Origin of the sequence: Aeromonas molluscorum, assembly GCF_051376105.1 — a bacterium.
In the GTDB taxonomy this organism is placed as follows: domain Bacteria; phylum Pseudomonadota; class Gammaproteobacteria; order Enterobacterales; family Aeromonadaceae; genus Aeromonas; species Aeromonas molluscorum.
Genome location: NZ_JBPQCY010000002.1, coordinates 1,843,503 through 1,869,040 on the forward strand (window position 1 = coordinate 1,843,503; position 25,538 = coordinate 1,869,040).

Genomic DNA, 25,538 nt, shown 5'->3' on the forward strand with positions numbered 1-25,538 from the left:
TGGGTCACCTCTTTTTTTGCCCGTGATGATCGAGCAGGCAGAGTCAGCAGACTGGTGCCAAGGGCTCACGATAAGGACGCAAGATGCTGTTTCTGGGTTATCTGTTGTTGGGAGCCTTCGCAGGTGTGTTGGGTGGATTGTTTGGCATAGGAGGCGGTCTCATCATAGTACCTGTGCTGGTGGTGAGCTTTCATGCCCAGGGCATAGCCCCCGACATAGTGACCCATCTCGCCCTTGGCACCTCAATGCTCACCATGATCTTCACGGGGCTCAGTTCCCTGCGGGTTCACTACACCAAGGGGGTGGTGGATTGGGCGCTGATCCGGCGCCTGGCGGGGGGCATGATGGTGGGCGCCTGGCTCGGCGGTCTGACGGTGAATCTGCTCAGCGCCAGTACCCTCAACACCATCATCGGTTGTTTCGCCTGGACCATGGCCTTGCAGATGGGATTCAACTTTAAGCCCAAGGCCGAACGTCATCTGCCGGGTCCGCTCGGCACCGGCATTGCAGGAACCTGCATAGGCTGGCTCTCGGCGATGTTCGGCATCGGTGGCGGCTCCCTGACCGTGCCTTATCTCACCTGGAACAGCGTGCCCATGAAGCAGGCGGTGGCCGTCTCGGTGGCGGGCAGTATTCCCATCGCCCTGGCGGGTAGCCTCAGTTATCTCTATACCGGTTGGGGTCATGGCAACCTGCCCGAGTGGAGCCTGGGCTATATCTATTTACCCGCCTGGCTCGGCATAGTGCTGACCAGTACCCAGTTCGCCCGACTCGGCGCCCGTTTGGCTCACCGTCTCTCTCCCCAGCGGTTACGCAGGGGATTTGCCCTGCTGCTGCTGCTGGTGGGGGCCAAATTCATGATTTTTAGCTAGATTGCCGACTCTTTGGTCGTATTGCCGAAAAAGCAGGCGAACGCACCTTGATAGGGCACAAAGCCATTGCAATGGCCCCCTGCTTTGATAGACTCAGCGCCGGTGGTCCCATTGGTCCTCTCGCATTGATAACCCGTCGACCTGGTCAGATCCGGAAGGAAGCAGCCAAGGTGGGGGACTCGAGTGCCGGGATGTGGCTGGTGGGGCCACCACCTGTTTCTGCAATTCAATAAGTTAGCCTCCAAGAGCCCTTGGTCATCCACTTTATGTGGACGATGAGGAGCTCGTCAATGAATCTCTGGCTCAGTCCCCTCGGCATCTGGTATTACCGGAAAGTCACCACGCTCCCCTGTGGTCGTCGTAAAGAGATCAAAAAATCTCTGCATACCCGAGACAAGCTGACGGCCCGTGCAGCTGTTGCGAAACTGCTTGCCTGTGTGCGTTCCAGAGCTCAGCCAGTCGTGCAACCCACAAGCGAGCCAGAGAACCCGCAACCTCAGCCGCACATCAAGCCTGCTCTTTCGGCGACCAAACCGGTTGCTCCGCTCCTGTCGGTCTTGAGTGACCGCTATCTGAAAGAGAAGGCCCTATCCTGGGCAACGAAAGAGCTCAGCAACCAGAAGAACTACATCGGCTCCTTTATCGAGGCTCTGGGGGCGATTCAAAACCCTATGGTCACCGTTTGGCTGAACAGTACCTCTATTATCCCCACCGGAATGTCGCACCAGCATTAAGAGTGGTTATTGATGCATTAAAAGTCATCCAGTATGTATGGATATGGTGTGGATCGCCTCATAGCCTCAAACCTTGGCTGCTCGGATAGGTCCGGTGGGCGATGGCTTGACGCGGCCCCCTTGTCTATCACGGCAGCTTGTTCAGCAAGGCCGCCGTGCGATATCAACCAGCACCTGCGCGGCCATATCCATCAGAGGTTGCCCTGGTCACTTCGCCAGCTGTTTTCGAATCGTTTTCAGCTCCAGCCTGCGCGCATCGCTGACCACCGGGTAGCTCAGTTTCAGATCTTTCAGTGCGTTGAGCACAATCTGCGACACGATCAGTCTGGCATTGTGCTTGTCGTCGGCAGGCACGATAAACCAGGGGGCGTCCGTCGTGCTGGTCGCGCCCATAGCCTGGCCATAGGCTCGCATGTATGAATCCCATAACTTGCGCTCGGAGATGTCGGCTGCACTGAACTTCCAGTTCTTGTCGGGTTTGTCGATGCGTGCCAGCAGGCGCTTGCGCTGCTCCTCTTTTGACAGATGCAGAAACACCTTGATGATGCGTGTGCCGTTGACGTGCAGGTGCCTTTCCAAATCGACAATGGAGCGAACGGCCATGCCATACCGACTCATCGTCAATCAATTCAGGAAGGCTTTCGCTGTGCAATATGCTGCGGTGCACGCGCACGATCAGCACCTCCTCGTAGTAGGAGCGGTTGAAGATACCGATGCGGCCACGCTCAGGCAGGTCGCGAGTCGTACGCCAGAGGAAGTCATGTTGCAGTTCCCGCGCACTTGGATGTTGAAAGCTGAAGACCTGGCAGCCCTGGGGGTTGATGCCCGACATCACATGGCGAATAGCGCCATCTTTGCCTGCGGTATCCATCGCCTGAAACACCAGCAGCAAGGCGTGCCGGTTCGATGCATAGAGCAAGCGCTGCTGGTCACTCAACTGCTCGACGTATTTTCGCAGTCTCTTGTGGTAGGCCTTCTTCGACTTGTACAGGGGGTTGACCTGGGCGGCCCAGAGGCCGAGGTCGACCCCGTCACCCTGGCAGAGCCTGAATGTGGAGACATCAATATTCGTCTTGCTTCCTTGGTTTCTGCTTGGCTGGCGCCCAGTAAACCGACTTGCGTCCCTTGCCATGCTCGCTCAGCTAGTCTGCTGCCTGCGTGAAGCAAGGGGGGTGGGATATGAACCTTGGCCTGACGCGAAGCTACCTTGAAGAGACGGGGGTCCATTCTCAGCGGTTTTTAGCCATCTGATGACATCATCATTGCGACAATGCCTTGAGATAGGTGAATAGATTGGTCAAGTCCGCATCGCTCATCTGCCAGCGTGGTATCTGTGCCGCCACCTCAGTGCCATCCGGGTGCAGTCCTTTCTCCACCTGCTGACGGAAATCATCAATGTCGTATGGCCGCTGACGACCCTTGAGTTCTGACATGTTGCGCAAGGCGACGTAGCGGATGTCCGGTGCCGTCATGGCCCACATGTGCATCACGTGACTGCCGCCGCGTCCTTGCGGGCCGTGACAAGATGCACAGGTCAGCCACTGGCCATCACCGTGCATCATGCCGCCGTGCGTGTTTGCGGGGGTGGTGCCTCGCTCGCTCGTGCCAGTGAAGTAGATGCGGGCACCATTCATGGCTGGTCCGTCGAGTCCGTTGGCCGATGTGGCCATCAACAAAACAGACAGTTCACCGAGAACAAGCTGGGTTGAAGGCATCTGAGGCTCCTTATCAACACCAGGGTTAATGACTTCTATCAAGGCAATGATGGCCACGCCACCGCCGGACGTCGGTGCGATGGTGAACATTGGTAGGGCGGCGCCCCCAGAAACCGGCACGTTGTCGCACTGATAGCTGACATAGCCGGGCTCACCATAGGCCGGGTCCAGGCAATGTTTTGCTGATCATGCGGCTAGTCTTATCAAGGCTAGCCATCATAGATGATTGGCCGACCGAGATAGGGTCGGGGAAGGAAAAGAGGAAACCTACCACGCGTCGTCACTCATGTGATCTACCCAGAATGCCATCTCAGGGGATGAGCAATGAGCGAGCATATTCACAGCCGGAAGGATAAACGTTGACACCCGCGAACAAGGACTCAAATTGAATAAATTGGTAGCTCGCCAAGGCATGACCACCAGGATCCGATTAGGCTGGGTAGAGTCGGGATCGTCATAAGGGGGAGGCTCTGGTCAGGTATTGAGGGCCGCCAACCGATTTTAACCAGTGATCTACTGGTCACTAAGCAACTGATGCTGGTGCTCGAGGATTGATCCCCCTGTTTCTTGTTTATCATAGTTATGATCATCGACCGATGAGACTGACTCGTCTTCTGGTTTGTTATTGACATTGATAGTCAGAAATATCTAGTCCGCACAGCGATCTGTATCGATATCTATCTGCCGCAACAAGGTTATTAATTGACCTACAATCACCGCTTTTGTGAATAAAATATTAATTACTGAGTGGTAGATATTTTAAATAAGCCATTTTATTGCCCAATAATACCTGTCAGATCTGACAGGTCTGATAAATAATGTGTCGTTAACGCTTTGGTTGATTAGCATCATCTAATTAATTGGATATCTTTCTTATTGGTTATTTTTAGTTGAAAATCAATCTCTTGCGTTGGTTGTTTTTGAGGAGTAAACCTGGGATTCGTCACAGTAAGCGTCAACTGTTATTTTTGACAGGTTGTCATCCATCTATATCAAGGCCACCCTAATGCACCTGAGTGGATTCAAGATGGTACTTAAAGCATGGGAAAGGGAATTGACGGCGCCACAGTAGCGCCCAAAGAACGAATCAATATTAAATATGTCCCGGCAACCGGCGGTCAGCAGGCTGAAATAGAGTTGCCGCTGACTATGATGGTTGTTGGTAATATGAAGGGACGGACTGAAGATACGCCAATCGAAGAGCGTCAGACTGTTTCCATCGATAAGAACAACTTCTCCTCCGTCATGAAGGAATCCGGCCTGGAACTGAAATTCTCCGTGCCTAATCGCCTGGAAGCAGACAGCCAGGATGAACTACCTGTCAGTATCCAGATCCAGTCGCTGGAAGACTTCACCCCGGATCGCGTTGCCCAGCAAGTACCCGAGCTGCGCAAGTTGCTGGAGCTGCGTGAAGCCCTGGTAGCACTCAAGGGACCGCTCGGCAATATCCCGGCGTTCCGTAATCGTCTGCAGGACTTGCTGTCCAGCGATGAAGCCCGTGAGCAGCTGCTCAAGGAACTGGAAGTGATTAAGCCTGCCGAGTAACACGGCGGTACTGATTGACGAGAAGGGAAATAGACATGTCTTTGGTCGAAGAACAGGTACAAGCAGGGGTCAGCAGCGGCTCTGGGTCCTTGCTGGACGAAATCATGGCGCAAGCTCGAATCAGCCCGGTTGATGAAGGTTATAGCGTTGCAAAACAAGGGGTTGCCGCCCTCATTGCCAATATATTGGACAATGGCTCATCGGCAGAGCCCGTCAACAAGGCACTGGTTGACAGCATGATTGTCGAACTCGACAAGACGCTCAGCAAGCAGATGGATGTCATATTGCATGCCGGTGAACTGCAGGCGCTGGAGTCTTCCTGGCGCTCCCTGAAGCTTCTGGTCGATCGCACTGATTTTCGTGAAAATATCAAAATCCAGCTGCTGCATGCCACCAAGGAAGAGCTGCTGGAAGATTTTGAATTCTCACCAGAAATAACTCAGTCCGGCCTTTACAAGCATGTCTATTCGACAGGCTATGGTCAGTTCGGTGGCCAACCTATCGGCGCCGTGATTGGTGACTATGCCTTCACTCACAGCTCTCCCGATATCAAGCTGATGCAGTATGTCAGTGCGGTCGGCGCCATGGCGCATGCTCCTTTTATCTCTTCGGTTGCACCCGCCTTCTTCGGTGTGGACAGCTTCACCGACTTGCCGTCGATCAAGGATATGAAGTCGGTCTTCGAAGGGCCTTCCTATACCAAGTGGCGTTCACTGCGTGAGTCCGAAGATGCACGTTACCTGGGCCTGACAGCTCCGCGTTTCCTGGCGCGTCTGCCCTATGACCCGACAGAAAACCCCATCAAGGGCTTCAACTATCAAGAAGACATCAGCTCGGATCACACGACCATTACCTGTGGGGTAATACCGCCTATCTGATGGGATCTTCCCTGACCGACAGCTTTGCCAAGTATCGCTGGTGCCCGAACATCATAGGTCCCCAGAGCGGTGGCGCCATCCATGATCTGCCGGTACATGTTTACGAGGCCATGGGTCAGCTGCAAGCCAAAATCCCGACCGAGGTGCTGATCACCGACCGTCGTGAGTATGAGCTGGCCGAGGAAGGTTTCATCACCCTGACCATGCGCAAAGACAGCGACAATGCGGCTTTCTTCTCTGCCAACTCGGTACAAAAGCCCAAGGTGTTCCCGAATACCAAAGAGGGCAAGGAAGCGGAGACCAACTACAAGCTGGGCACCCAGCTGCCTTACATGTTCATCATCAACCGCCTGGCTCATTACATCAAAGTGCTGCAGCGCGAGCAGATTGGATCCTGGAAGGAGCGTCAGGATCTGGAGCGTGAGCTGAACGGCTGGATCAAGCAGTACGTGGCGGATCAGGAAAATCCGCCGGCAGACGTGCGTAGCCGCCGCCCGCTGCGTGCCGCCCAGATCAAGGTGCTGGACGTGGAAGGGGAACCGGGTTGGTACCAGGTTGCCATGTCGGTGCGCCCGCACTTCAAGTACATGGGCGCCAGCTTCGAGCTCTGGTAGGTCGACTGGACAAGGAATAAGGCCCGATGCCGCATCTCTCTTCCGGGATATAGAGGAAATGCGGCCAGCCTGTTTGATCGCATCCGGGAGGGGCTTGGGCCTTCCTCGTTCGGAAGTTGATGAACTGGTCGACTCTGTCAAACGGCAGCTCGACCAGATCCTCAACACCCGTCCCGGCAATTGCCGCAGTGCACCCGATCTGGGGTCATTGATCTCAATGATGCCACTCAGGGCAGTGCGGATATCAAGGGGCGGATCCGGGGAGGCGATCCGGCAATGCATCCGTCGTTATGAACCACGGATCATCCATGTGGATGTTCGTTCACCCGACTATCAGGCGAGTCCGCTTGAGATGTCGTTTCAGGTGACGGCCCACGTGCGGCTGGAGCATATCAAGCAAGTTACCTCGTTCAACGTCCATATGGACAGTCACCGTCACTACCGCATGGTCTGATCAGCGTCGCTGGAACATTACTTCAGGGATGAACTGGGCATTTTTGCGCCTGCAAGGGCGCGAATTTGCCGACGCCTATCCCGAGCTCACCCGCTTTCTGTCGGAGCAGAACACCGATCCGGACGTGGAGCGCCTGCTGGAGGGGTTCGCCTTCCTCACGGGCAACCTGCGCGCCAAGATTGAGGATGAGTTTCCCGAGCTGACCCACGGTCTGCTCAACATGCTCTGGCCCAACTACCTGCGTCCCGTGCCCAGCATGACCATCATGCAGTTTTCGGTCATTCCGGGGGCCATCGCCCAGCCGGCGCTGGTCAGGCAAGGCTGCCAGCTCGACAGTCTGCCGCTGGACGAGGTGACCTGTCATTTCCAGACCTGTCATGATACCTGGGTCTATCCGGCCGATATCCGTCATATCGCAGCCCAGAGCGGCAACGATCTCTCCACCATTTCGCTGGATATCGCCCTGCATGCCCCTCTGCCGCTCAGTGAGCTGCAGCTGGACAAGCTGCGCTTCTTCCTCGGTGGTGACAGCTACACCGCCTATGAGCTCTACTTCTGGCTCTCAAACCAGCTCTCCCATATCGAGCTGGAGATCGACGGCAAGCGCTTTCGCCAGGAGGCCAAGGCCCTCAAATCGGTCGGCTTCGAGCGCGATGACGCGCTCTTGCCCTATCCGAACAACGTCTATTCCGGCTACCGGATCCTGCAGGAATACTTCTGCTTCCCGGAAAGCTTCCTCTTCTTCGAACTCTCCGGTGGCGAGTGGCCCAAACAGCCGTTGCCGGTGAGCGAATTCAAGGTGGACTTCTGCTTTGATCGGCCGTTGCCGGCGAAGCTCAAGATCCGTCCCGACTCTCTTCATGCTCAACTGCGTGCCGGCCATCAACCTGTTCCAGCACGACAGCGAGCCGGTCAACCTCAATGGCCGTCAGGCGGAGTATCCCCTCAAGGCGAGCTATCGCCATGCCGACAGCTTCGAGATCTTCTCGGTGGATCAGGTGGAGGGCTGGGTCGAGGGGAACCTCGGCCGCTCCCGCGGTACGCCGCGCATCTATCAGCCATTCGAGAGCTTCCAGCACCAGATTGAGCGGGCCAAGCAGCGGCTGGCGCTCTACTACCGGGTGCGGGTCGAAGGAGGCGGTGAGCGGGGATGGTTTCGAACACAGCCTCTCGTCGTGCGAGGGGATGAAACCACTACGGTCGAACTGGATGAATCCATCTCGGTGACGCTCACCTGCACCAACCGCTCCCGCGCCGCCCGTCTCAAGGTGGGCAGCCGTCTGCGTACCGACCGGCAGCTCGCCCTCGTTTGCCACCTTCCGCAACCTGATCGGCCTACCCGGCCGCTGCGCCCGGCGCTGGACGGCAGTCTGCACTGGACGCTGATTTCCAACCTGTCGCTCAACTATGTCTCCCTGCTGCGCCGCGATGCCCTGGTACAGGTGCTGCGCACCTACGATTTTCCGGCGCTGCACGACAAGCAGGCCGAGCAGGCCTCGCGCAAGCGGCTGGCAGGGATTGAAGAGATTGAAACGAAGCCGGTGGACCGGCTGGTGCGCGGCATGCCGGTGCGGGGGCTCAAGTCGGTGCTCTCCATCCGCCAGTCTGCTTTTGGCAGCGAAGGGGAGCTTTATCTGTTCAGTACCGTGCTGGCCCACTTCTTCTCGCTGTATGCCAGCGTCAACGCCTTCCACCTGCTTGAGGTGGTCAATCTCGACAACAAGGAGCGCTACCAGGGCCAGTCCAGATCGGTCAACACTCCCCGACGAACGCCGCCCGGGCAAAGGCGCCCCGTTTCAACTTCTTCCAGCTGGTTGAGCTGCTCAACCGGCTGGATGGCGCCGATCAGGGAGCGGGGGCTCGACTACCTGCCGGGTGACGAGAACATCCGCTTCAAGGCGACCGCTTCCTTGGGGTTCCCCACTAGCGACGTGCTGCAGATTGGTCGGGACGGGCAGGGGCGCCACGAGCTGGAGGTGGCCTTCCTCGGCTGCACGGCAGTCAGTCGCCGATGCCCGGCTATTACCTCGATTCGCTGGTGTGGGAGTACGCCCAGGGGGAGCAGAAGCTCGGCCTGTTTTGGACTTCTTACCACCGTTTGCTGACCCTGCTGCACCGGATTCTGGCGCAAGTATCGCTACCACGTGCGGTTTCAGGACAACGGCGAGGATGGCTTCTCCCGTTTGATGTTTGCCCTGGTAGGGCTTGGCAACGAGGCGGTCTGCCAGAGCCTGCCGGTCAACCGGGCCAAGATGCTCTCCTATGCGGGCATGCTGGCCAGCCCCAGCCGCTCCCCCGAGGTGGTGGCCGGTCTGGTGGCCCACTGCTTCGATTCGGCCGATGTGCAGGTGAGTGCCTGGCAGTGGCGCAAGGTGCCTATTCATCAGGACCAGCAAAACCGCCTCGGGGCGCCTGCGCCACCTTGGGAGCGATTTTGTCATCGGTGACAAGGTGAACGACTGTGCCGGCAAGTTCTTGTTGAAGATCAACAACCCAGCTTTGGCCAGTTTCTCGGCTTTTTGCCAAACGGGGAGCACTTCCATGCCCTGGTGACCTTTGTCTCCTTCATCCTGCGCGATCAGCTGGCCTGGGATCTGCGCCTGGACGGCGAGGAGCAGGCGAGGGGGCTGAGGTTGGGGGAGGAGCAGAGTGCCCGCTTGGGGTGGAGTACCTTTGGCCAGCCGCCGAGCTATCCGTTCGTGACCATCTGCGTGCAGGAATGAGTGCAGACATCAACAGCGCAGAAAATTTAACTACAGGAATCAGTGCAGGAGTAACTGTGGACGATTTTAACCAGCAACTTTCCCTGGTGGTGCTCAACAGCGAACAGCTCGACGGCAGCCAGCAGGTGCAGTACCGCTTCGACGAGATGGGGGGGACCCTGGGGGCCTCCGAACAGGATGACTGGCAACTGCGCGACAGGCTGGGGGCCGTCATGCCCGCCCACGCCCGCATCGAGCTCAACGACGGTCGCTTCTGCCTGTGCGATTTCGAGCGGCCAGACCTATATCAACGGTGCCACTTCGCCCATCGGGCGGGCCCGCAAGGTGCATCTGGAGCAGGGGGACGAACTCGTGGTCGGTCCGTTCCGGCTGCGCGCCTATCTGGGGGCCATCACCCCCTGAGCAGAGCCTGCAACAGGTGCTGGGCAATCGCCCCACCGAGCAGCTCGACGAGTGGCTGACCAGCGATGAGCCCGTCGTACCGGCTGACGATCCGCGTACCCTGGCAGCCGATCCCTTGCTGGCATTGCAGCAGGAGCGCAGGGCGCCCAATCCGTTCATGGATGGCCCGCTGGCGGACGGTCGCCTGCAGGCTTCACTGCGTTCACAACCGGATGTGGACGTCCCCCCTCGTCCCTTTTTGCTGTCGAGAACACCATGAACCAAGAATTTCTGGATATGCCCGCCATCGAGAACCATCCCGATTATCAGCTGTCGCTTGACGGCGTCCATTACGTGGCCCTGACCCCGCTGATGCGCGGCCTGGGTCAACCCTTGCAACTGCAGGACACCCAGCAGGCCCACGACATGCTCGAAGAGATGGGCAAGACGGTGCGAGCCATGGTGGAGGGGTTGCTGCAACTGCAAAACGAGCAGGCGGCGCTGGCGGACAAGCACCTGCGTCCCATCGAGGACAACCCGCTGCGCCTGGGCCTTGATTATGACGAGACCCTGGCGGTGCTGTTTGCCGAGCAGAAGAGCCCGGTCCACCTGAGCGCACCGGCGGCGGTGGCCGAGAGCCTGCACAACGTGCGCATTCACCACGTGGCGAACCAGCAGGCCATCGGCGCGGCCCTCGACAGCATCTTGCAGGCGTTTTCGCCGCAGGCCCTGCTGGGGCGCTTCGAGCAATACCGCCGCAGCGGGTGCCGGGCACGGCCGACGAAGGCTGGGCCTGGGACATGTATCAGCACTACTACCGCGAGCTCACCTCCGCCCGCCAGCAGGGGTTCGAGCAAGCTGTTCCACCAGGTGTATGCCCAGGCCTATGACCAGGCCGTGCGTCAGCAACAGGGACTGATTTGATGATACGTGCGCTGATGCTGGGCGCCGCGCTGCTGGCCCGGCAGGTTGTACCACCATGGGCAAGATGGCCGACGTGGCCATGAACCCGGATATCCAGGTGGGCAGCAATGACAGTCAACCGACGACCTGGGGCTGAGCCTGCTGGCGGAGCCTGACGTCAACCCCAACGAGAGCGGTGAGGCGGCGCCCATCGAGTTTCAGGTGGTGCTGCTGGCGGAGGATTCCAAACTGCTCGCCACCGACTACGACCAGGTGACGGCGGATGTGGAGAAGGCCCTTGGCAAGAACTACCTGGACCATCAGGACTACACCCTGCTGCCGGGCCAGTTCAAATACCTGCCCCCATCAAGCTCGACGAGAAGACCCGTTACATCGGGGTGATTGCACGCTACGCCGACCCTGACAGCGCCGAGCGGCGCAAGGTCATCAAGATCAAGAGCAAGGGAACGGCTTATCAAATCCTGGTGCACCTGCGCCTGGATGAAGTGGAACTGCAAAAAGAAGAAGAATAACCATGTCGAGTCGAAATCGGGTTATCTGGCGTGAGGGGCTGTTCATCAAGCCCCAGCACTTCCAGCAACAACAAAGACATTCGGATTATGCGCTGCACGCTCGCCTGAGCGCGCTGTCCGATTATTTCTATGGCTTGCAGTCGCTCGCCATCAACGAGGATTACCTGGGTTTGGTCGCATCGCCCGGGTGGTACGATGATCCTGCCGGAGTACCGCGTTCCATCCCGAATGATGATGCGCTGCCGACCCCGCTGGAAGTCACCGACGCCTCGGTGGCCAACCAGAAGGTCTATCTGGCGCTGCCGTTGTCGGTGAGCGGGGTCAACGAGGTGAGTGACCCCGAGCAGGGGATCGCCACCCGGTTGCAGGCCCAGCGCCATGATGTGCGGGATCTGCACAGCGACGGGGGGGACGTGGTCTCCCTGGAGATCGGCAAGGTGAGCCTGCGGCTCATGCTCGAACGGGAAGATCGCAGCGCCTACGCCTCGCTCGCCATCGCCCGCATCCTGGACAAGCGCCCGGATGGCAGCCTGGTGCTGGACAGCAACTTCATGCCGTGCAGCATCAGCGTCTCCGCCATCCCCAGCCTCAAGCGCTTCCTGGGCGAGATAGCGGGCCTGGTGGGGGAGCGGGCTCGCAGCCTCTCCCAGCGTATCGCCGCCCCCGGTCAGCAAGGGGTGGCCGATGTGGCCGAGTTCATGATGCTGCAACTGCTCAACCGCGCCCAGCCCCAGCTCGCCCATCTGGCCCGGCTTGGCACCCTGCACCCCGAACGGCTGTTCGAGGCACTGGTACAGCTGTGTGGCGAGTTGATGACCTTCACCGATGAGTCCCGTCTGCCGCCCCTGTTTGGTGCCTATCGTCACGACGATCAGCAACAGAGCTTCGAGCCGGTGATCCTGGCCCTGCGCCAGGCGCTCAGCACAGTGCTGTCGCCGCGCGCCGTCTCCATTCAGCTGCACAAGCATCAATACGGGGTCATGGTGGCCATGGTGGGCGAGAGCGAACTCATGGCCAGTGCCGATTTCGTGCTGGCGGTGCGGGCCCGCATGCCCCAGGAGCAGCTGCGCAAGCAGTTGCTGCAACAGATCAAGGTGGCTTCGAGCGAGAAGATCCGCGAACTCATCAGCTTGCAGTTGCCGGGGATCCCGCTGCTGCCCCTGCCGGTGGCGCCGCGCCAGCTGCCTTATCACGCCGGTTACAGCTACTTCCAGCTCGACCGGCAGAGCCCGGCCTGGCAGATGCTGATCAAGGGCAACACCATCGGCTTCCACATCGCAGGGGATTTCCCGGAGCTCGACATGCAGCTCTGGGCCATCCGCAGCCAATGAGCCCCCGAAGGGAGGAGTATCACAGATGACCATGGACATCATTCACAGCGACCAGATGCAGGACCTGCTGTTCGACCATGCCGAGCAGCTGGACATGGACTCGGATTACTGGTTCCGCCTGCGGGGCCAGAGCATCAACCCCATGATAGATGCGGTGACCCCGCTGCTGGGCTTGGTGCAGCGGGTGCGCCAACTGACCCGCCATGATCGGGTGCCAGAGCTCTATCAACGGGTGGTCACCGAAGTGCAGGCCATCGAGCAGGAGCTGACGGCCCATGGCTATGAGAACGGGGTGGTCTTGTCGTTTCGCTACATCCTCTGCACCTTCATCGATGAGGCCGTGATGGGCCGCGACTGGGGCAGTCAGAGCGAGTGGTCGGAACACTCACTGCTGACCCGCTTCCATAATGAGACCTGGGGCGGCGAGAAGGTGTTCGTGCTGCTCGCTCGTCTGCAAGAGGATCCGGTGCGTTATCGCGACATTCTGGAGTTCATCTATCTGTGCCTCTGTCTGGGGTTTGAGGGGCGTTACAAGGTGATGACCCAGGGCAAGGGGGAGTTCGAGCGTGTGGTGAGCCAGCTCCATCGCCAGCTCAAGGGCGAGGCACAGACCGAGGCCCCTCGGGTTTTTCATCTGGATCTGGGTCAGCAAGCATCCCGCTATCAGTTACCCCGCCAGTGGTCCCTGCGCAGCCTCTGTATCGGCAGCGCCCTGGTGCTGGCCCTTATCTTCGGTCTCTACCATCACCAACTTGATAACCAGACCCAGGACGTGCTACGTCAACTGGGCGAATTATTAAAATAAATACTAAGGAGAGCACGCCTTGATCCGTATAGAACTGCCAGTACTGGTGGAAAGACTCAACCCCATCTGTCGCCACATGTTGGAAGAGGCTGCCGCCTTGTGTGTCAGCCAGCAGGGCAGCGAGATCCGTATCGAGCATCTGCTGCTCAAGATGCTGGAGACGCCCCTGTGCGATGTGCGCCAAATTCTCAAACGGGCCGAGGTTCCGGTCGATGAGCTGGCTGGGCTGCTGCAGCCTCGGGCGGGGGATACCAGTGCTGAGCCGGGTTACCCCTCCTTTTCACCGCTGCTGGTCGAGTGGCTGCAAGACAGCTGGCTGCTGGCCTCCGCCGAATTTGGCCATGACAGACTGCGCAGCGGCGTCTTGTTGCTGGTGCTCCTGATGACCCCCCAGCGTTATCTCAGCGCTGCTATCAGCCGCCTGCTGGCCCAGGTCAATCGCGAATTACTGCGCCAGCAATTCGATGAGTGGGTTAAGGAGTCAGCCGAAACGCAAGTCAGTGTCAACGCTGGCGGCGCCGTGACTCAGGGGGCCCTGCCTGCCGATGCCAGTCTGCTGGCCCGCTTCACCCAGAATGTGACCGAACAGGCCCGCCAGAACAGCCTGGATCCGGTATTGTGCCGGGATCACGAGATCGATCTGATGATCGACATCCTCTCCCGCCGCCGCAAGAACAACCCCATCGTCGTGGGGGAGGCCGGGGTCGGCAAGAGCGCCCTCATCGAGGGCCTGGCGCTGCGTATCATCGCGGGTCAGGTGCCGGAAAAATTGCGGGGGGTCGAGCTGCTCAGTCTGGATCTCGGCGCCATGCAGGCCGGGGCCTCGGTCAAGGGGGAGTTCGAAAAGCGCTTCAAGGGGTGATGCAGGAGGTCAGGCACGCCGTGCAACCTGTCATCCTGTTCATCGACGAGGCGCACACCCTGATCGGGCCGGCAACCAGGCGGGCGGGCTGGATGTTTCCAACCTCATCAACCGGCGCTGGCCCGGGGCGAACTGCGCACCATCGCCGCCACCACCTGGGGCGAGTACAAGAAATACGTGGAAAAAGACGCGGCCCTGTCGCGCCGCTTCCAGCTGGTGAAAGTGGGTGAGCCCCGATGCCGACGAGGCCACCGTGATCCTGCGCGGCCTGCGCAGCATCTACGAGAAAGCCCACGGGGTGCTGATCGACGAGGAGGCGCTGCAGGCCGCCGCCCAGCTCTCCGCCCGTTACATCTCCGGCCGTCAGCTGCCGGACAAGGCGATTGACGTGCTCGATACCGCCTGTGCCGGGTGGCCATCAACCTCGACCACCCCGCCGCGCGCGGTCAGCCACCTGCAAAACGCGCTGCGCCAGCGCGAGCTGGAGATCCGCCAGCTGGAGCGCCAGAGCCTGATCGGTCTCGGTGACAACGCAGAGCGCCTGGCCGAGTTGCAGGGGGCCCAGCAGGCTTGCCGTGAAGAACTGGCCGAGCAGGAGGCCCGGTGGCAGCAACAGCAGGGGCTGGTACACCGGATTGTCGAGCTGCGCGCAGCCCTGCTGGCCGATCAGCAGGATGAGATGTTGGCCAAGAGGCGCTGGATGGCTGATGCGCCGCTCGATTCCGCAAGCCGCTGCCGAGCAGCTGGCCGCCCTCGAGCGTGAGCTGGCCGAGCTGCAGCAAGGAGAAGTGCTGGTCTCCGCCCACGTCTACAAGACCCAGATTGCCGCCGTCATCGCCGAGTGGACCGGGGTGCCCTCAATCGCATCTCGCAAGGGGAGCTGGACGTGGTGACCCGTCTGCCGGAGTACCTCGGCGAGCTCATCAAGGGGCAGGATGTGGCGGTGGCTCACCTGCACAAGCACCTGCTGACCGCGCGCGCGGACCTGCGTCGTCCCGGCTGCCGCTCGGTGCCTTCCTGCTGGTGGGGCCGAGCGGGGGGCAAGACCGAAACCGTGCTGCAGATTGCTGAGCTGATGTTCGGTGGCCGCCAGTATCTGACCACCATCAACATGTCCGAGTATCAGGAGAAGCACACCGTCTCCCGCCTGATTGGCTCGCCGCCCGGCTACGTCGGCTTCGGTGAGGGGGCGGTGCTGACCGAGGCCGATCGGCAGAAACCTTCTCCGTGGTGCTGCTGGACGAGGTGGAGAAGGCCCACCCGGGGATGTGCTCAACCTCTTCTATCAGGCGTTCGACAAGGGCGAGCTGGCGGACGGGGAGGGGCGCATCATCGACTGCAAGATCTGGTCTTCTTCCTCACTTCCAACCTCGGTTTCCAGACCATCGTCGACCACGCCGAGCAGCCCGACGTGCTGCTGGATGCCCTCTATCCGGAGCTCGCCGCCTTCTTCAAGCCGGCGCTGCTGGCGCGCATGGAGGTGATCCCCTCTGCCGCTGGGTCACGACACGCTGGTCTGCAGATCGTGGGCGGCAAGCTCAACCGGCTGGTCAAGCTGCTCAAGGAGCGCTTCGGCGCAGAGGTGGTGCTGGACGATGAAGTGGCCGAGAAGGGAATCCTGCTGCGGGCCAATCGCAGCGAACGGTGCCGGCATGCTCGAATCCGTCATCGACGGTGCCCTGCTGCCGCCGGTCTCCCTGCAGCTGCTGCAGCGCCTCTCGGCCGGTGAACCCATCAAGCGCGTCCACTTTTCCGTGGCCGATCACCAGTTTGTGGCCGAGGTGGGGGCTTGAGTATGGAGCAAGCCCTCGCATTTTGCCCTGGCCCTCACCGCCCAGCGCGATGAGCCGCACCTGTGCCACTGGTGGAGCTCGACCGTCCATGCCAGCTTCCAGCCCAGGGGGCTGCTGCTCGGCATGCTGGATGTGAGCGGCCGTCAGCTGGAGTGCCAAGGCTGGGTCAGGGGAAGGAAGTGGCGCTGGGGCTGGCGGTGGACGATTTTCCAATCCGCTTGCCTATGTACTGCACAAGGCCCAGTCCCGCACCTGGGACTCCCTCTACGGCGGTGCCCGCATCGAGCACGCCGGTTTTCGCGCACTGCTGGCCAACCTTGGTCAGCAGTGCGGGCTGCACGCGTATCCGCTGCTGGACGGCAACGGCAAGCCGTTTGCCGTGCTGGCTCTGATGGATGAAGGGGAGGTGCTGCGGGCCTGGGCCGACGGCCCCGAGCTGGCCCAGCTCTCCCAGGTCTTTTGCAACCAGCTCACCCTCATTCGCGATCTCGGTCGCAGTCGGCGGGATTAGGGGGTACTGCGTGACTCCCTGCGTCAGATGAAAGGAGAGGGGGAGCGGCTGCGTCAGCACGAGAAACTGCTCGGCGATCAGCTGGTCGGTCAGTCTGCGGGTGATCCGCGGGCTGCGCGAGCAGATCAACCAGGCCGGCCAGCACAAGCTGACCGTGCTGATCAGGGGGAGACCGGCAGCGGCAAGGAGGTGGTGGCAAGGCTGGTGCACCAGTGCTCCGAGCGCGCCCACAAGCCCTTTGTCGCCATCAACTGCGCCGCCATCCCGGAGAACCTCATCGAGAGCGAGCTGTTTGGTTACCAGAAGGGGGCCTTTTCCGGCGCCCTTGCCAACAAGACCGGGCTGGTGGCCCAGGCCAACGGCGGCACCCTGTTTCTGGACGAGGTGGGCGACATGCCCGCTGCCATGCAAGCCAAGCTGCTACGGGTGCTGGAAACCCGCAGTTACCGGCCGCTCGGGGCCGAGCAGGAGTATCACTCCGATTTTCGCCTCATCGCCGCCACCCATCAGCCGCTCACCCGCCATGTGGAGGAGGGTCAGTTTCGGGCCGACCTCTATCACCGCCTCTGTCAGTGCCTGCTGCTGATTGCCCCTCTGCGCGAACACATGGATGACGTGCCGCTGCTCTGCCAGCACTTCATGGCCCAGTTTGCCGCCCAGGATGGCAAGACGCTTGGGGCTGCAGCGCAAGTTCTTGAAACAGCTGCAGACCTATGACTTCCCCGGCAACGTGCGCGAGCTGCGCAACCTGCTGGAGGTGGCCTGCGCCCATACCCGTCACGGGGAGGAGGTGGGGCTGGAGGCGCTGCCGCTGGAGCTGCGCGAGCGGGTCAGCGCCCTGCTGCCCGGCACCATGGACGACTACAACCACATCCGCGATCTGCGCCGGGCCATGCAGCAGTACGAGGCCTCCGTCATCGAGGCGCGGCTGCGCTACTTCCAGGGCAATCGGATGCTGGTGGCCGATAAGCCTCAACATTGCAAGCGCACCCTGGATCACAAGTGCCAGAAACTGGAGGTGAACTGATGAGCATCCTCGGCTTGTTACCGCTGCTGCTGGCCACCAGTGCGGCCGAGGTCCCGCTGGACATGGTGCGCTGGCAGGCCTGTCGGCAGGAGCCCTCGCCGCTGGTACGGCTCGCCTGCTACGACGCCATCGGCAATGGCGCGGTCAGTGCCGCCGAAGGGGCCGCCCAGTCGGCGGCCTGGCAGGCCATCTGGGCTCAGGAGCAGGCCCGCACGCCAGCGAGCGCGCCCTTCCTGCTGCAGAGCGACGCCGGCAGTGGCAGTGAAACCCTGACCCGCCCGGCACTGCGCGGGGCGACCCTGGCCATCGGCTGCGTCGACAGCATCACCCATATCCGGCTGCGGCTGGATTCCCCCTGGAGCGGCGAGAAAGTGCAGGTCGAGCTGGATGGCCAGCCGAGTGCCGGCTCCCGGAGCTAGCTGGTTTATCCGGGATCAGGGTCTGTTGCTGGAATATGGCCGCGGCCTGCCCGCCATCGAGGAGCTCAAGCGCTGGCAGGGCCATCGCGAGCTGCAGGTGCGGGCCGACAACGGTGCCCTCTTGCGGGTCGACCTGAGCGGCCTGAAGAGGCGCTGGCACCGCTGCGTCAGCAGTGCCGCTGGTAGGAGGGGCGATGAGCTATCAACACCCCTGGTGTGCACGCCTGCTCGCGAGCCTGCGGATGAACAGATAAGAGGCGCGGTGCTGGCCGATGAGCCGCGCTGGGACTATGTGGAGACCGAGCTGGTCAAGCTGGGCTCCCTCGCTCACAGCCAGGTCGATCTCGAATGCGGTGGCCGAGGCCTGCCTCGGCTTGCTGGAGAGCCGCACCAAAGACATGCGGGTGCTGGCCCAGCTGCTGCGCTGTCTGCAGCACCCGGCCAAGGCGACCCCGCTGGGGGCGGCGATCAGCCTGCTGGAGGCCGGGTCCAGGCTTCTGGCTGCTGGCCTGGCCCGGCAATGCCAGCCAGAAACAACGGCTGATGGTGCAGATCGTCAAGCGCTTCGAAGGGGCCCTGCCGCGCATGTGCGAGAGCGCTTCGGCAGCCGAGCTGGCCCAGTTGCTGGCCCAGGCCGAGCAGCTGGAGCGGGTCTGGCTGGCGCAGTGTCCCGACAAGGGGGAGCTGCTCGACCCGCTGGTGATGGGGTTGAAGCGGGCCCAGCGCCAGCAGGTGGCACAGGCGCGAGGCCAATGCCGCCGGGCAGCCCCCAGCAGCGGTGCTGCGGCGGCAGCAGGCTCCCCGGCCTCGGTGGCATCGACCGCCAGCGGTGCCGGCGCCATGGTGCTCAGCGGCGGTGGCGGCAGTGCCGGCGTCGACGTCGACAGTTCCAACGATCGCGCCTGGCGTCAGACCCAGCTGAAGGTGGCGGAGTTCCTGATCGAGCGCCAGCCGGAGGCGGCAGTGGGTCATCGACTGCGCCGTCATGCCGTCTGGGCCGGGATCACGGCGGTCCCCATCAGCAGGGGCGGGCAACAAACCCCGCTGGCGCCCATGTCGGCGGACATGGTGGATGAGTACCGCGCCGCCATGAACAGCCCCTGATAAGGGGCTCTGGCAGCGCATCGAGCAGAGCCTGACCCTGGCGCCTTACTGGTTCGAGGGGCACAGGCTCTCGGCCGAGGTGGCCCAGAAACTCGGCTTTCGGGCGGTGGCCCAGGCGATTGCCGAGGAGCTCGGGACTTTTCTGCAGCGCCTGCCGGCCCTGCGGGAGCTCGCCTTCAGCGACGGCTCGCCGTTTCTCTCCCCCAGCGAGCCGCTGGCCTGCAACCGGCCAAGGGCGGCAGTGCGGCAGTGGCGAGGCGGGGCTGGCCGAGGAGGTGGCCCAGCGCTACGGCGAGCAGGGAGTCGCGGCGGCGCTCGCCCTGCTCGATGAGCGGATGGCGCAGTTGAAAGAGCCAAGAGATTGCTTCCACGCCTTGCTGGTGCAGGCGGAGCTGTTGGCGCAGGAAGGCATGGAGGCGCTTGCGCGCCAGCACTATCAACACTTGTGGCAAGAGGCCAGTCGCCTCGGGTTGTCGCACTGGGAGCCCGGGCTGGTCAACCGCCTGGAGAGCCTGGCGGCGCCGTTGTCGAAATGAGTGCCGAAATGAGTCATTGAGTCGGAGTTGGATCACATTTTATGTTCAAAACCATTTTTACTTTGCGGCAACAGCTGCCGAAATCCAAACCCTCCTGGCCCCTGCTCGGTGCTGTGCTCTGGGTGCTGGCTCTCATCCTGGTGTGGTGGCTGGGCCCTCGCCTCGAGGTGCGTGGCGCCAAGCCGTTCGAGCCGCTGTGGGGGCGGGTGGTGTTCACCCTGCTCTGGCTCTGGTTGCTGCTGGGAGTGGTCTCCTGGCGGGTGTGGCGCAAGATGCAGCAGCTCAAGGCCGAGCGTCAGCACGAGGTGGTGCTGGAGCAGGACCCGGTCAAGGGGCTCATCGACAGGCAGGCGCTGTTCCTCGATCGCTGGCTGCAGGCGTTGAATACCCATCTGGGCAAGGGGGCGCTCTACGCCATGCCCTGGTATCTGGTGCTGGGCCTGCCCGGCAGCGGCAAGAGCAGCCTCATTCACCGCGCCAACCCGGCCAACAAAGTCAACCCGAGACTCGATACCGAGCTGCGCGACGTGGCGCAGGATCAGCTGTGGATTGCTGGTTGGGGAACAGGCGGCGATGCTGGATCCCGCCGGGGTGCTGCTCTCCCGAGAGCGAAGCCGAACTGGAGCCGCAGGCGCGCAAGCACGAGCGGCTCTGGCTGCACCTGCTGACCTGGCTGTCCGAACATCGTCGTCGTCAGCCCCTCAACGGCCTGGTACTGACAGTGGATCTGGCCTGGCTCTCCCACGCCAGCGTGGCCGAACGCAAGGCCTACGCCCAGCTGATGCGCTCGCGCCTGCAGGAGGTGTCGGCCACCATGAACACCCGGTTGCCGCTCTATGTCACCTTCACCAAGCTCGACCTGCTGCGCGGCTTCGACGTTGTATATGAGCAGCTTGACAAGGAGGCCCGCGAGGCCGTGCTGGGGGTGACCTTCCAACCCGGTGACGGTCAACTGGCAGCAGGATCTGGCCTGTTCTGGGATCAGTGGGTGGACAACCTCAACCAGAATCTGCCGGAGTTGATGCTGGCCCGGCTCGATGCCGCCCAGCGCAGCGCGCTCTTCTCCTTCGTGCGCCAGCTGGCGGGCCTCAAGGATTACGTCACCAGCCTGCTCGACGAGACCCTTGCCATAGAAGAGCAAGCCGCTGCTGGTGCGCGGTGTCTACATCAGCTCCGTCTATCAGCAAGGGGTGCCGTTCGATGCGTTCGCCCAGGTGGCCTCCCTGCCGCTACAACCTGCCAGAGCCCATCGACCTGGCCCTGCGCGGGGAGTCCAACACCTATTTCGTGCGCCAGCTCTTCTCCTCCATCATCTTCCCGGAGGCCGATCTGGGCAGTGAAACCGGCTGCACACCCTCTATCGCCGCCGCCGCATGGCCATCGGCCTCAGCTGCCTGTCGCTCTTCCTCGGCCGCCCTCATCGGTGGCTGGCACGACCGACCGGGTCAACGAGGAGGCGGGCCGCAACGTACTGACCAAGGCGCAGGCCTTCATGGAGACCAACGAGGTGGCCGATGCCCACGCCTTCGGGGTGAGCGAGGTGCCGCGCCTCAACCTCATTCGCGAGGCGACCCTCTCCTTTGGCAACTACCGCGAGCGGATGCCGCTGGTGGCCGACCTCGGTCTCTACCAGGGGGACGAGATCGGTCCTTATGTGGAGGGCTCCTACCTGCAACTGTTGAGCCTGCGCTTCCTGCCGGCCCAGATGCAGGGATTGCTGGCCGATCTCAACCAGGCGCCTGCCGGCAGCGAAGAGAGCTTGCCATCCTGCGGGTGATGCGGATGCTGGACGATGCGTCCGGTCGCAACAAGGATCAGGTTGAGCAGTTCATGGGGAGCCGCTGGCAACAAGCCTTCCCGGGTCAGGGGGGGGCTCAGGATCAGTTGATGGGCCATCTGGATTATGCCCTGGATCATACCGATTGGTATGGCAGCCGTGTGAAGAGGGATCAGGCGGCCATCACGGCCTTTGCCCCTTTCCAACAGGGCGTCTATGGCGCCCAGCGTGAGCTCGGCAAGCTGCCGCTCTATCAGCGGGTTTACCAGAATCTGGTGCTCAAGGCCGACGAAACCCTGGCGCCGGATCTCAATATCCGTGACGAGGTGGGTCCGACCTTCGACAGCGTCTTCGTGCTGCGGGACGAGAAGCGGGGCTTGGTGCCACGACTGCTCACTTATCCGGGATTCAGCACCTTCTTCCTCAAGCAGGACGCTTCTCTTATCGACTTGACCGCGACCGATGCCTGGGTACTGGGTCAGCGCAAGAACACTCGACTGAGTGAGGCTGATCGGCGGGAGATCACCCGTCAGGTCAACGATCGCTATGTCACCAATTATGTGGGCCAGTGGCAGAACCTGCTGACCAATCTGGATGTGCAACCCCTGCAAAACCCGCAGCAGGCCCTGGATGTGCTGGCGGCGATCACGGGCAACGATCAGCCGTTCCAGCGGGTCATCTCGACCCTGGACGACAACACACGCATCCGCCAGCTGTCGGACAAGGAGGGGGATCCTGCCCAGGCCATCTCGGCCCGGATCGGCCGTCCTTTCCTGGCCACCAATGCCGTGCTGAGCGGCCGTGGCGAGCAGGGACCGCTCATCTCCGAGGTGACCCAGAAGATCACCGACTTGCAGCACTATCTTGATCTGATCGTCAATGCCACGGATCCGGGCCAGGCGGCGCTCAAGGCGGTGCAGATGCGCCTGACCAACAAGTACGCCGATCCTGTGTTCGCCCTGCAGCAGTACGCCAGCGGCCTGCCGATGCCCCTGGATCGCTGGGTGAGCCAGCTGGCCGAGGAGAGTTCCCGCCTGGTGGTGGACCTGGCCATGTCCTCCCTCAATCAGGAGTGGCAAGACCGGGTGGTGACCCCTTTCAACACCGAGTTGGCGGGCCGTTATCCGTTTGATCCAGTCTTCGAACAAGGACGTGCCCCTCTCCGAGATGGAGCGCTTCTTTGCGCCGGGCGGCACCTGCTGGACAGCTTCTATCAGGTCAACCTCAAACCCATGGTGGAGAGCGGCCTGATGGAAGGGGAGTTCAGCTCGCCCATCCAGGCCGAGCTGGTCAAGCAGCTGGACCGTGCTGCCCGCATCCGCCAGCATTCTTCTTCAGCCAGCAGGGCAACCTGGGAGGTGCAGTTCGCCCTCGAGCCCATCGAGCTCACCGCCAACAAGCGGCGCAGCGCCGAACCTGGACGGCCAGCTGCTGGAATACGCCCATGGCCGTCGTACCAAGATCCCGTTGGTGTGGCCCAACACCATGCGCGACGGAGCCGAGAGCAAGATAACCCTGGTGCCGGCCGCCCGCGAGCGCTCACCGCGCAGCGAAGGCTTCGTCGGCCCCTGGGCCATGTTCCGCCTGATGGACAAGGGGGAGCTGACCCAGGTCAATGACGCTACCTTCGATGTGCGCTTCCCGGTGGATCAGGGGGCCATGACCTATCGCGTCTACACCGACAGCGCGCAAAACCCCTTCACCGGCGGCCTGTTCAGCCAGTTCAGACTGCCCGAATCCCTCGATTCATTCGTGTCGGGGGCACGCTGTGCCCCCTTCCTGCGTTGGAAGTTCATATGTCACAGAATCAACAAGGTCAGCAGGCCCTGAAAGTGGGGCGCGACCCCAGGACGTTGCCGGAGGTACGAGGCGCTGCGGGCCGAGATCAACAAGCTCAGCCACGCTTCCGCGCCCGAGGTGGACTGGCAGCGGATCCATCAGCTCGCCAGCCTTATCTTCGAGAAACACGGGGTGGATCTGCAGACCGCCATCTATTTCACCCTGGCCCGTTCGCGCCTGCAGGGGCTCAGCGGTTTTACCGAAGGGTGCGAGTTTCTCGCCAACCTCATCGTCACCCAGTGGAGAGCTTCTGGCCGCCGGTTCATCAGGAGCGGGCCCGCATCGAGATGCTCGACTGGTTCATCGCCCGCATCAGCGACGTCATTCGCCAGTACCAGATCAGCCACGAGGACAAGCGGCTCATCTATCGCTGCGAGCGGGCGCTGCAGCTCATCAGCGAGAAGCTGCACAACGCGGATCTGAGCCGCATTCCCCGGGTCGAGAATCTGGTGCACTTCATCGAGGGGTATACCCACCTGTTCGATGAGACCGAGATCGTCATCGTCTCCGACGAGCCGGGCCTCAAGGAGGATTTGCAGATCCCCGCCCATGGTGTTCTTCAAGTCCGATATGGAGAGTGAGCACGGCAGCACGGTTTCGGCATCGACCCCGCACCTGCCCCAGGGCAGCATTCTGGTGGGGCGCGAGAAGGGGCAGGTCAAGCCCACCGTGCTCAAGATAGAGCAACACCGCCGGCAGCGTCCCGCTGGTTCTGGTTTGGCTGCGGGCTGCTCAGCTGCGCCCTGCCGGTGATGGGCTGGCTCGGCTGGCAGCAACATCAGCAGGAGAAAACCGTGGCGGCCCAGCGTCTGGCGCAGCCGGCCGCCGACGTTGCCCGCAGCCCTCAGCTATGACGACATTCGCCAGGCGCGCATCGTGCTGGGGGAGCAGACCCTGCAGAACATGGAGAGCGATTCGGCGGCCCGTTACCAGAACCAGTTGACCCGGCTCGAGCAGACGTCGCCGCTCTACTGGTATCGCTACGGCGAGGGGCTGCGCAACTCGCTCTCGATGCTGATCTCGACTCGCTGGCGGTCAAGGCGCTGGACAAGCAGTGGCAGGCGCAGCTTGGCGGTCAGCAGGGGGATGTCATCAGCGTGCCCACCTACCTGGATGCCCGCGCCGGGGTGGATGCCCTGCTCGATCACGCTGCTTGAGCTGGAGCGTCAGCGCAAAACGGTGACCATCTCCTATCTCAAGTCTCGACTCTACGAGATCCAGAAAGATCTGCTGGTCGAGGTGCCGCTGGAAGCCCGGTTGAGCGATGTAGAGGGGGAGGGAGGACAGGTGCCTCCGGCTCAGCTCAAGAGCATGGAAGACGAGCTCAAGTCGCTGACAGTGCGCCTCTATCAGCTGCAGCAGTTGGCCCAGCGCCAGGATGATGGCGTCCTGCCACCCGGTTGAATATCAGGCGATGCCGGGCTCTGCCTGGTGCCGCCATGCAAGGAGAATCATATGTGCCCCACTATTGCACTGCTCGGAGATCTTGGTACCGACCATGATGGTTTCGTGCCATCGCCCATCATCGCGGCCAGTCCCAATGTGCTGCTAGACGGCAAACCGGTAGCACGCCAGGGGGATCCCCTGGCGCCCCACGACAAACCCAACAATCCTCCTCATCCGCGCAGTATCTCCGGCGGGGTTGGCTCAGTGTTGGTCAATGGCAAGCCCATCGCAGTTACCGGCACGGCCATTGGCTGTGGCGGTGTGGTGATTGGCAGCGGCACTGGTCAGGCAGGATAAGGAGACGTCCATGGCAGACAACACAGGATTACAGTTCACCGTCAAGGTAGGGGCCTTGCCCGAATCCACCTTCGCCCTGGTCGAGTTCAACCTCGATGAGCGCCTGAGTCGCCCCTTCAGCCTGCGGCTCGATCTGGCCAGCCATCAGGCCGATGTTGCCTTCGCCGACGTGCTCGACCAGGCCTGCGAGCTGCTGGTCTGGTACAACGGTGAGCTGCAGCGCCGGATCAGCGGTGTGGTCAGCGACGCGGCCCAGGGAGACAGCGGCTTTCGTCGCACTCGCTACCAGATGGAGGTGAGGCCCGCCCTCTGGCGCCTTGGCCTTCGCCGCAACGCCCGCATCTTCCAGGCCCAGAAGCCCGAAGAGATCATCAGCATATTGCTGCAGGAGGCGGGCATTACCGACTACGCCTTCGCCCTCAAAAATGACCATGGCCAA

General features: G+C 61.6%; 23 protein-coding genes, 1 other RNA gene and 11 pseudogenes. 32 read left to right on the top strand and 3 right to left on the bottom strand.

Features of this window, described 5'->3' with window-relative positions; genetic code table 11:
- Positions 1–83: 83 nt before the first annotated feature.
- The 3 genes from ACSMDR_RS19020 to ACSMDR_RS19030 all read left to right on the top strand — a co-directional run bounded on the left by ACSMDR_RS19020 (position 84) and on the right by ACSMDR_RS19030 (position 1,606).
- Positions 84–872 carry a sulfite exporter TauE/SafE family protein gene (locus ACSMDR_RS19020; protein WP_436469288.1) on the top strand — a complete coding sequence of 263 codons (789 nt, stop codon included), beginning with the start codon at positions 84–86 and terminating at the stop codon, positions 870–872.
- Positions 873–981: 109 nt separating this feature from the next.
- Positions 982–1,078, top strand: an RNA gene (gene ffs, locus ACSMDR_RS19025) — signal recognition particle sRNA small type.
- Positions 1,079–1,162: 84 nt separating this feature from the next.
- Positions 1,163–1,606 (top strand): hypothetical protein, encoded by a 444-nt coding sequence (locus ACSMDR_RS19030; RefSeq protein WP_436469289.1) that lies wholly within the window; start codon positions 1,163–1,165, stop codon positions 1,604–1,606.
- A 207-nt stretch (positions 1,607–1,813) separates the two neighbouring features.
- Here ACSMDR_RS19030 and ACSMDR_RS19035 read toward each other — a convergent pair whose 3' ends face one another.
- The 3 genes and pseudogenes from ACSMDR_RS19035 to ACSMDR_RS19045 form a co-directional block, all read right to left on the bottom strand.
- The gene (locus ACSMDR_RS19035) at positions 1,814–2,209 is read right to left on the bottom strand and encodes a polyphosphate kinase 2 family protein (protein WP_436469290.1); all 396 of its coding nucleotides are present in this window, start codon (positions 2,207–2,209) and stop codon (positions 1,814–1,816) included.
- Between the two features lie 115 nt (positions 2,210–2,324).
- A pseudogene (locus tag ACSMDR_RS19040) lies at positions 2,325–2,738 on the bottom strand (polyphosphate kinase 2 family protein); the annotation flags it as partial.
- 127 nt (positions 2,739–2,865) lie between these two features.
- Complete coding sequence (locus ACSMDR_RS19045; protein ID WP_436469291.1) at positions 2,866–3,411, bottom strand: c-type cytochrome; 546 nt, start codon at positions 3,409–3,411, stop codon at positions 2,866–2,868.
- 951 nt (positions 3,412–4,362) lie between these two features.
- On the opposite strand from ACSMDR_RS19045, the gene tssB reads away from it, so the two are divergent.
- From tssB to ACSMDR_RS19175, 29 genes and pseudogenes are all read left to right on the top strand, one after another.
- Entirely contained in the window at positions 4,363–4,866 is a 504-nt protein-coding gene (gene tssB / locus ACSMDR_RS19050) for a type VI secretion system contractile sheath small subunit (RefSeq protein WP_436469292.1), read from the top strand.
- 35 nt (positions 4,867–4,901) lie between these two features.
- Positions 4,902–6,378 (top strand): annotated as a pseudogene (gene tssC, locus ACSMDR_RS19055) (type VI secretion system contractile sheath large subunit).
- A 74-nt stretch (positions 6,379–6,452) separates the two neighbouring features.
- Complete coding sequence (tssE, locus tag ACSMDR_RS19060) at positions 6,453–6,812, top strand: type VI secretion system baseplate subunit TssE (protein ID WP_436469293.1); 360 nt, start codon at positions 6,453–6,455, stop codon at positions 6,810–6,812.
- A 28-nt stretch (positions 6,813–6,840) separates the two neighbouring features.
- Positions 6,841–7,605 (top strand): annotated as a pseudogene (tssF, locus tag ACSMDR_RS19065) (type VI secretion system baseplate subunit TssF); the annotation flags it as partial.
- Between the two features lie 67 nt (positions 7,606–7,672).
- Positions 7,673–8,503: pseudogene (locus ACSMDR_RS21245) on the top strand (type VI secretion system baseplate subunit TssF); the annotation flags it as partial.
- A 19-nt stretch (positions 8,504–8,522) separates the two neighbouring features.
- Positions 8,523–9,535 (top strand): annotated as a pseudogene (tssG, locus tag ACSMDR_RS21250) (type VI secretion system baseplate subunit TssG).
- Between the two features lie 56 nt (positions 9,536–9,591).
- Entirely contained in the window at positions 9,592–9,996 is a 405-nt protein-coding gene (locus ACSMDR_RS19080) for a hypothetical protein (protein ID WP_436469294.1), read from the top strand.
- Positions 9,954–10,196 carry a hypothetical protein gene (locus ACSMDR_RS19085; RefSeq protein ID WP_436469295.1) on the top strand — a complete coding sequence of 81 codons (243 nt, stop codon included), beginning with the start codon at positions 9,954–9,956 and terminating at the stop codon, positions 10,194–10,196. Before ACSMDR_RS19080 ends, ACSMDR_RS19085 begins: the two co-directional genes overlap by 43 nt.
- Positions 10,193–10,840 carry a type VI secretion system-associated FHA domain protein TagH gene (gene tagH / locus ACSMDR_RS19090; RefSeq protein ID WP_436469296.1) on the top strand — a complete coding sequence of 216 codons (648 nt, stop codon included), beginning with the start codon at positions 10,193–10,195 and terminating at the stop codon, positions 10,838–10,840. The genes ACSMDR_RS19085 and tagH overlap by 4 nt, the downstream gene beginning before the upstream one ends.
- Positions 10,840–11,352, top strand: a pseudogene (gene tssJ, locus ACSMDR_RS19095) (type VI secretion system lipoprotein TssJ). Before tagH ends, tssJ begins: the two are co-directional and overlap by 1 nt.
- Before the next feature lie 2 nt (positions 11,353–11,354).
- Positions 11,355–12,683, top strand: coding sequence for a type VI secretion system baseplate subunit TssK (gene tssK, locus ACSMDR_RS19100; protein ID WP_436469297.1), 1,329 nt, complete (start codon positions 11,355–11,357; stop codon positions 12,681–12,683).
- 25 nt (positions 12,684–12,708) lie between these two features.
- Positions 12,709–13,488 (top strand): type IVB secretion system protein IcmH/DotU, encoded by a 780-nt coding sequence (icmH, locus tag ACSMDR_RS19105; RefSeq protein ID WP_042043857.1) that lies wholly within the window; start codon positions 12,709–12,711, stop codon positions 13,486–13,488.
- 19 nt (positions 13,489–13,507) lie between these two features.
- A complete protein-coding gene (locus ACSMDR_RS19110) occupies positions 13,508–14,350 on the top strand; it encodes an ATP-dependent Clp protease ATP-binding subunit (RefSeq protein WP_436469298.1) in 843 nt (280 codons plus the stop codon).
- Positions 14,351–14,576: 226 nt separating this feature from the next.
- Positions 14,577–15,113 carry a hypothetical protein gene (locus tag ACSMDR_RS19115; RefSeq protein WP_436469299.1) on the top strand — a complete coding sequence of 179 codons (537 nt, stop codon included), beginning with the start codon at positions 14,577–14,579 and terminating at the stop codon, positions 15,111–15,113.
- A complete protein-coding gene (locus ACSMDR_RS19120; protein WP_436469300.1) occupies positions 15,058–15,243 on the top strand; it encodes a hypothetical protein in 186 nt (61 codons plus the stop codon). The genes ACSMDR_RS19115 and ACSMDR_RS19120 overlap by 56 nt, the downstream gene beginning before the upstream one ends.
- Positions 15,192–16,079: an AAA family ATPase gene (locus tag ACSMDR_RS19125; protein ID WP_436469301.1), complete on the top strand. Its 888-nt coding sequence runs from the start codon at positions 15,192–15,194 to the stop codon at positions 16,077–16,079. Before ACSMDR_RS19120 ends, ACSMDR_RS19125 begins: the two co-directional genes overlap by 52 nt.
- Positions 16,080–16,145: 66 nt before the next feature.
- Positions 16,146–17,681: pseudogene (vasH, locus tag ACSMDR_RS19130) on the top strand (sigma-54-dependent transcriptional regulator VasH).
- A pseudogene (gene vasI / locus ACSMDR_RS19135) lies at positions 17,681–18,286 on the top strand (type VI secretion system-associated protein VasI). The pseudogenes vasH and vasI overlap by 1 nt, the downstream one beginning before the upstream one ends.
- A 212-nt stretch (positions 18,287–18,498) precedes the next feature.
- Positions 18,499–18,594, top strand: a pseudogene (locus ACSMDR_RS21255) (hypothetical protein); the annotation flags it as partial.
- A 49-nt stretch (positions 18,595–18,643) separates the two neighbouring features.
- Entirely contained in the window at positions 18,644–19,204 is a 561-nt protein-coding gene (locus ACSMDR_RS21260) for a type VI secretion system domain-containing protein (RefSeq protein ID WP_495549122.1), read from the top strand.
- Between the two features lie 37 nt (positions 19,205–19,241).
- Positions 19,242–19,535, top strand: a complete 294-nt coding sequence (locus ACSMDR_RS21265) for a type VI secretion system domain-containing protein (RefSeq protein ID WP_495549124.1) — start codon at positions 19,242–19,244, stop codon at positions 19,533–19,535.
- The gene (locus ACSMDR_RS21270) at positions 19,480–19,740 is read left to right on the top strand and encodes a type VI secretion system domain-containing protein (RefSeq protein WP_495549123.1); all 261 of its coding nucleotides are present in this window, start codon (positions 19,480–19,482) and stop codon (positions 19,738–19,740) included. The genes ACSMDR_RS21265 and ACSMDR_RS21270 overlap by 56 nt, the downstream gene beginning before the upstream one ends.
- 41 nt (positions 19,741–19,781) lie before the next feature.
- Positions 19,782–23,260, top strand: a pseudogene (gene tssM, locus ACSMDR_RS19145) (type VI secretion system membrane subunit TssM); the annotation flags it as partial.
- Between the two features lie 174 nt (positions 23,261–23,434).
- Positions 23,435–23,542, top strand: a pseudogene (locus ACSMDR_RS19150) (hypothetical protein); the annotation flags it as partial.
- Positions 23,543–23,595: 53 nt separating this feature from the next.
- Positions 23,596–23,937, top strand: coding sequence for a hypothetical protein (locus tag ACSMDR_RS19155; RefSeq protein ID WP_436469302.1), 342 nt, complete (start codon positions 23,596–23,598; stop codon positions 23,935–23,937).
- On the top strand, positions 23,906–24,109 hold the full coding sequence (locus ACSMDR_RS19160; RefSeq protein WP_436469303.1) for a hypothetical protein: 204 nt from the start codon (positions 23,906–23,908) through the stop codon (positions 24,107–24,109). Before ACSMDR_RS19155 ends, ACSMDR_RS19160 begins: the two co-directional genes overlap by 32 nt.
- Positions 24,110–24,187: 78 nt before the next feature.
- Positions 24,188–24,760, top strand: coding sequence for a VasL domain-containing protein (locus ACSMDR_RS19165; RefSeq protein WP_436469304.1), 573 nt, complete (start codon positions 24,188–24,190; stop codon positions 24,758–24,760).
- Between the two features lie 51 nt (positions 24,761–24,811).
- The gene (locus tag ACSMDR_RS19170) at positions 24,812–25,099 is read left to right on the top strand and encodes a type VI secretion system PAAR protein (protein WP_436469305.1); all 288 of its coding nucleotides are present in this window, start codon (positions 24,812–24,814) and stop codon (positions 25,097–25,099) included.
- A 10-nt stretch (positions 25,100–25,109) separates the two neighbouring features.
- The coding region (locus ACSMDR_RS19175) for a contractile injection system protein, VgrG/Pvc8 family (protein ID WP_436469306.1) at positions 25,110–25,538 on the top strand (429 nt) is incomplete at its 3' end.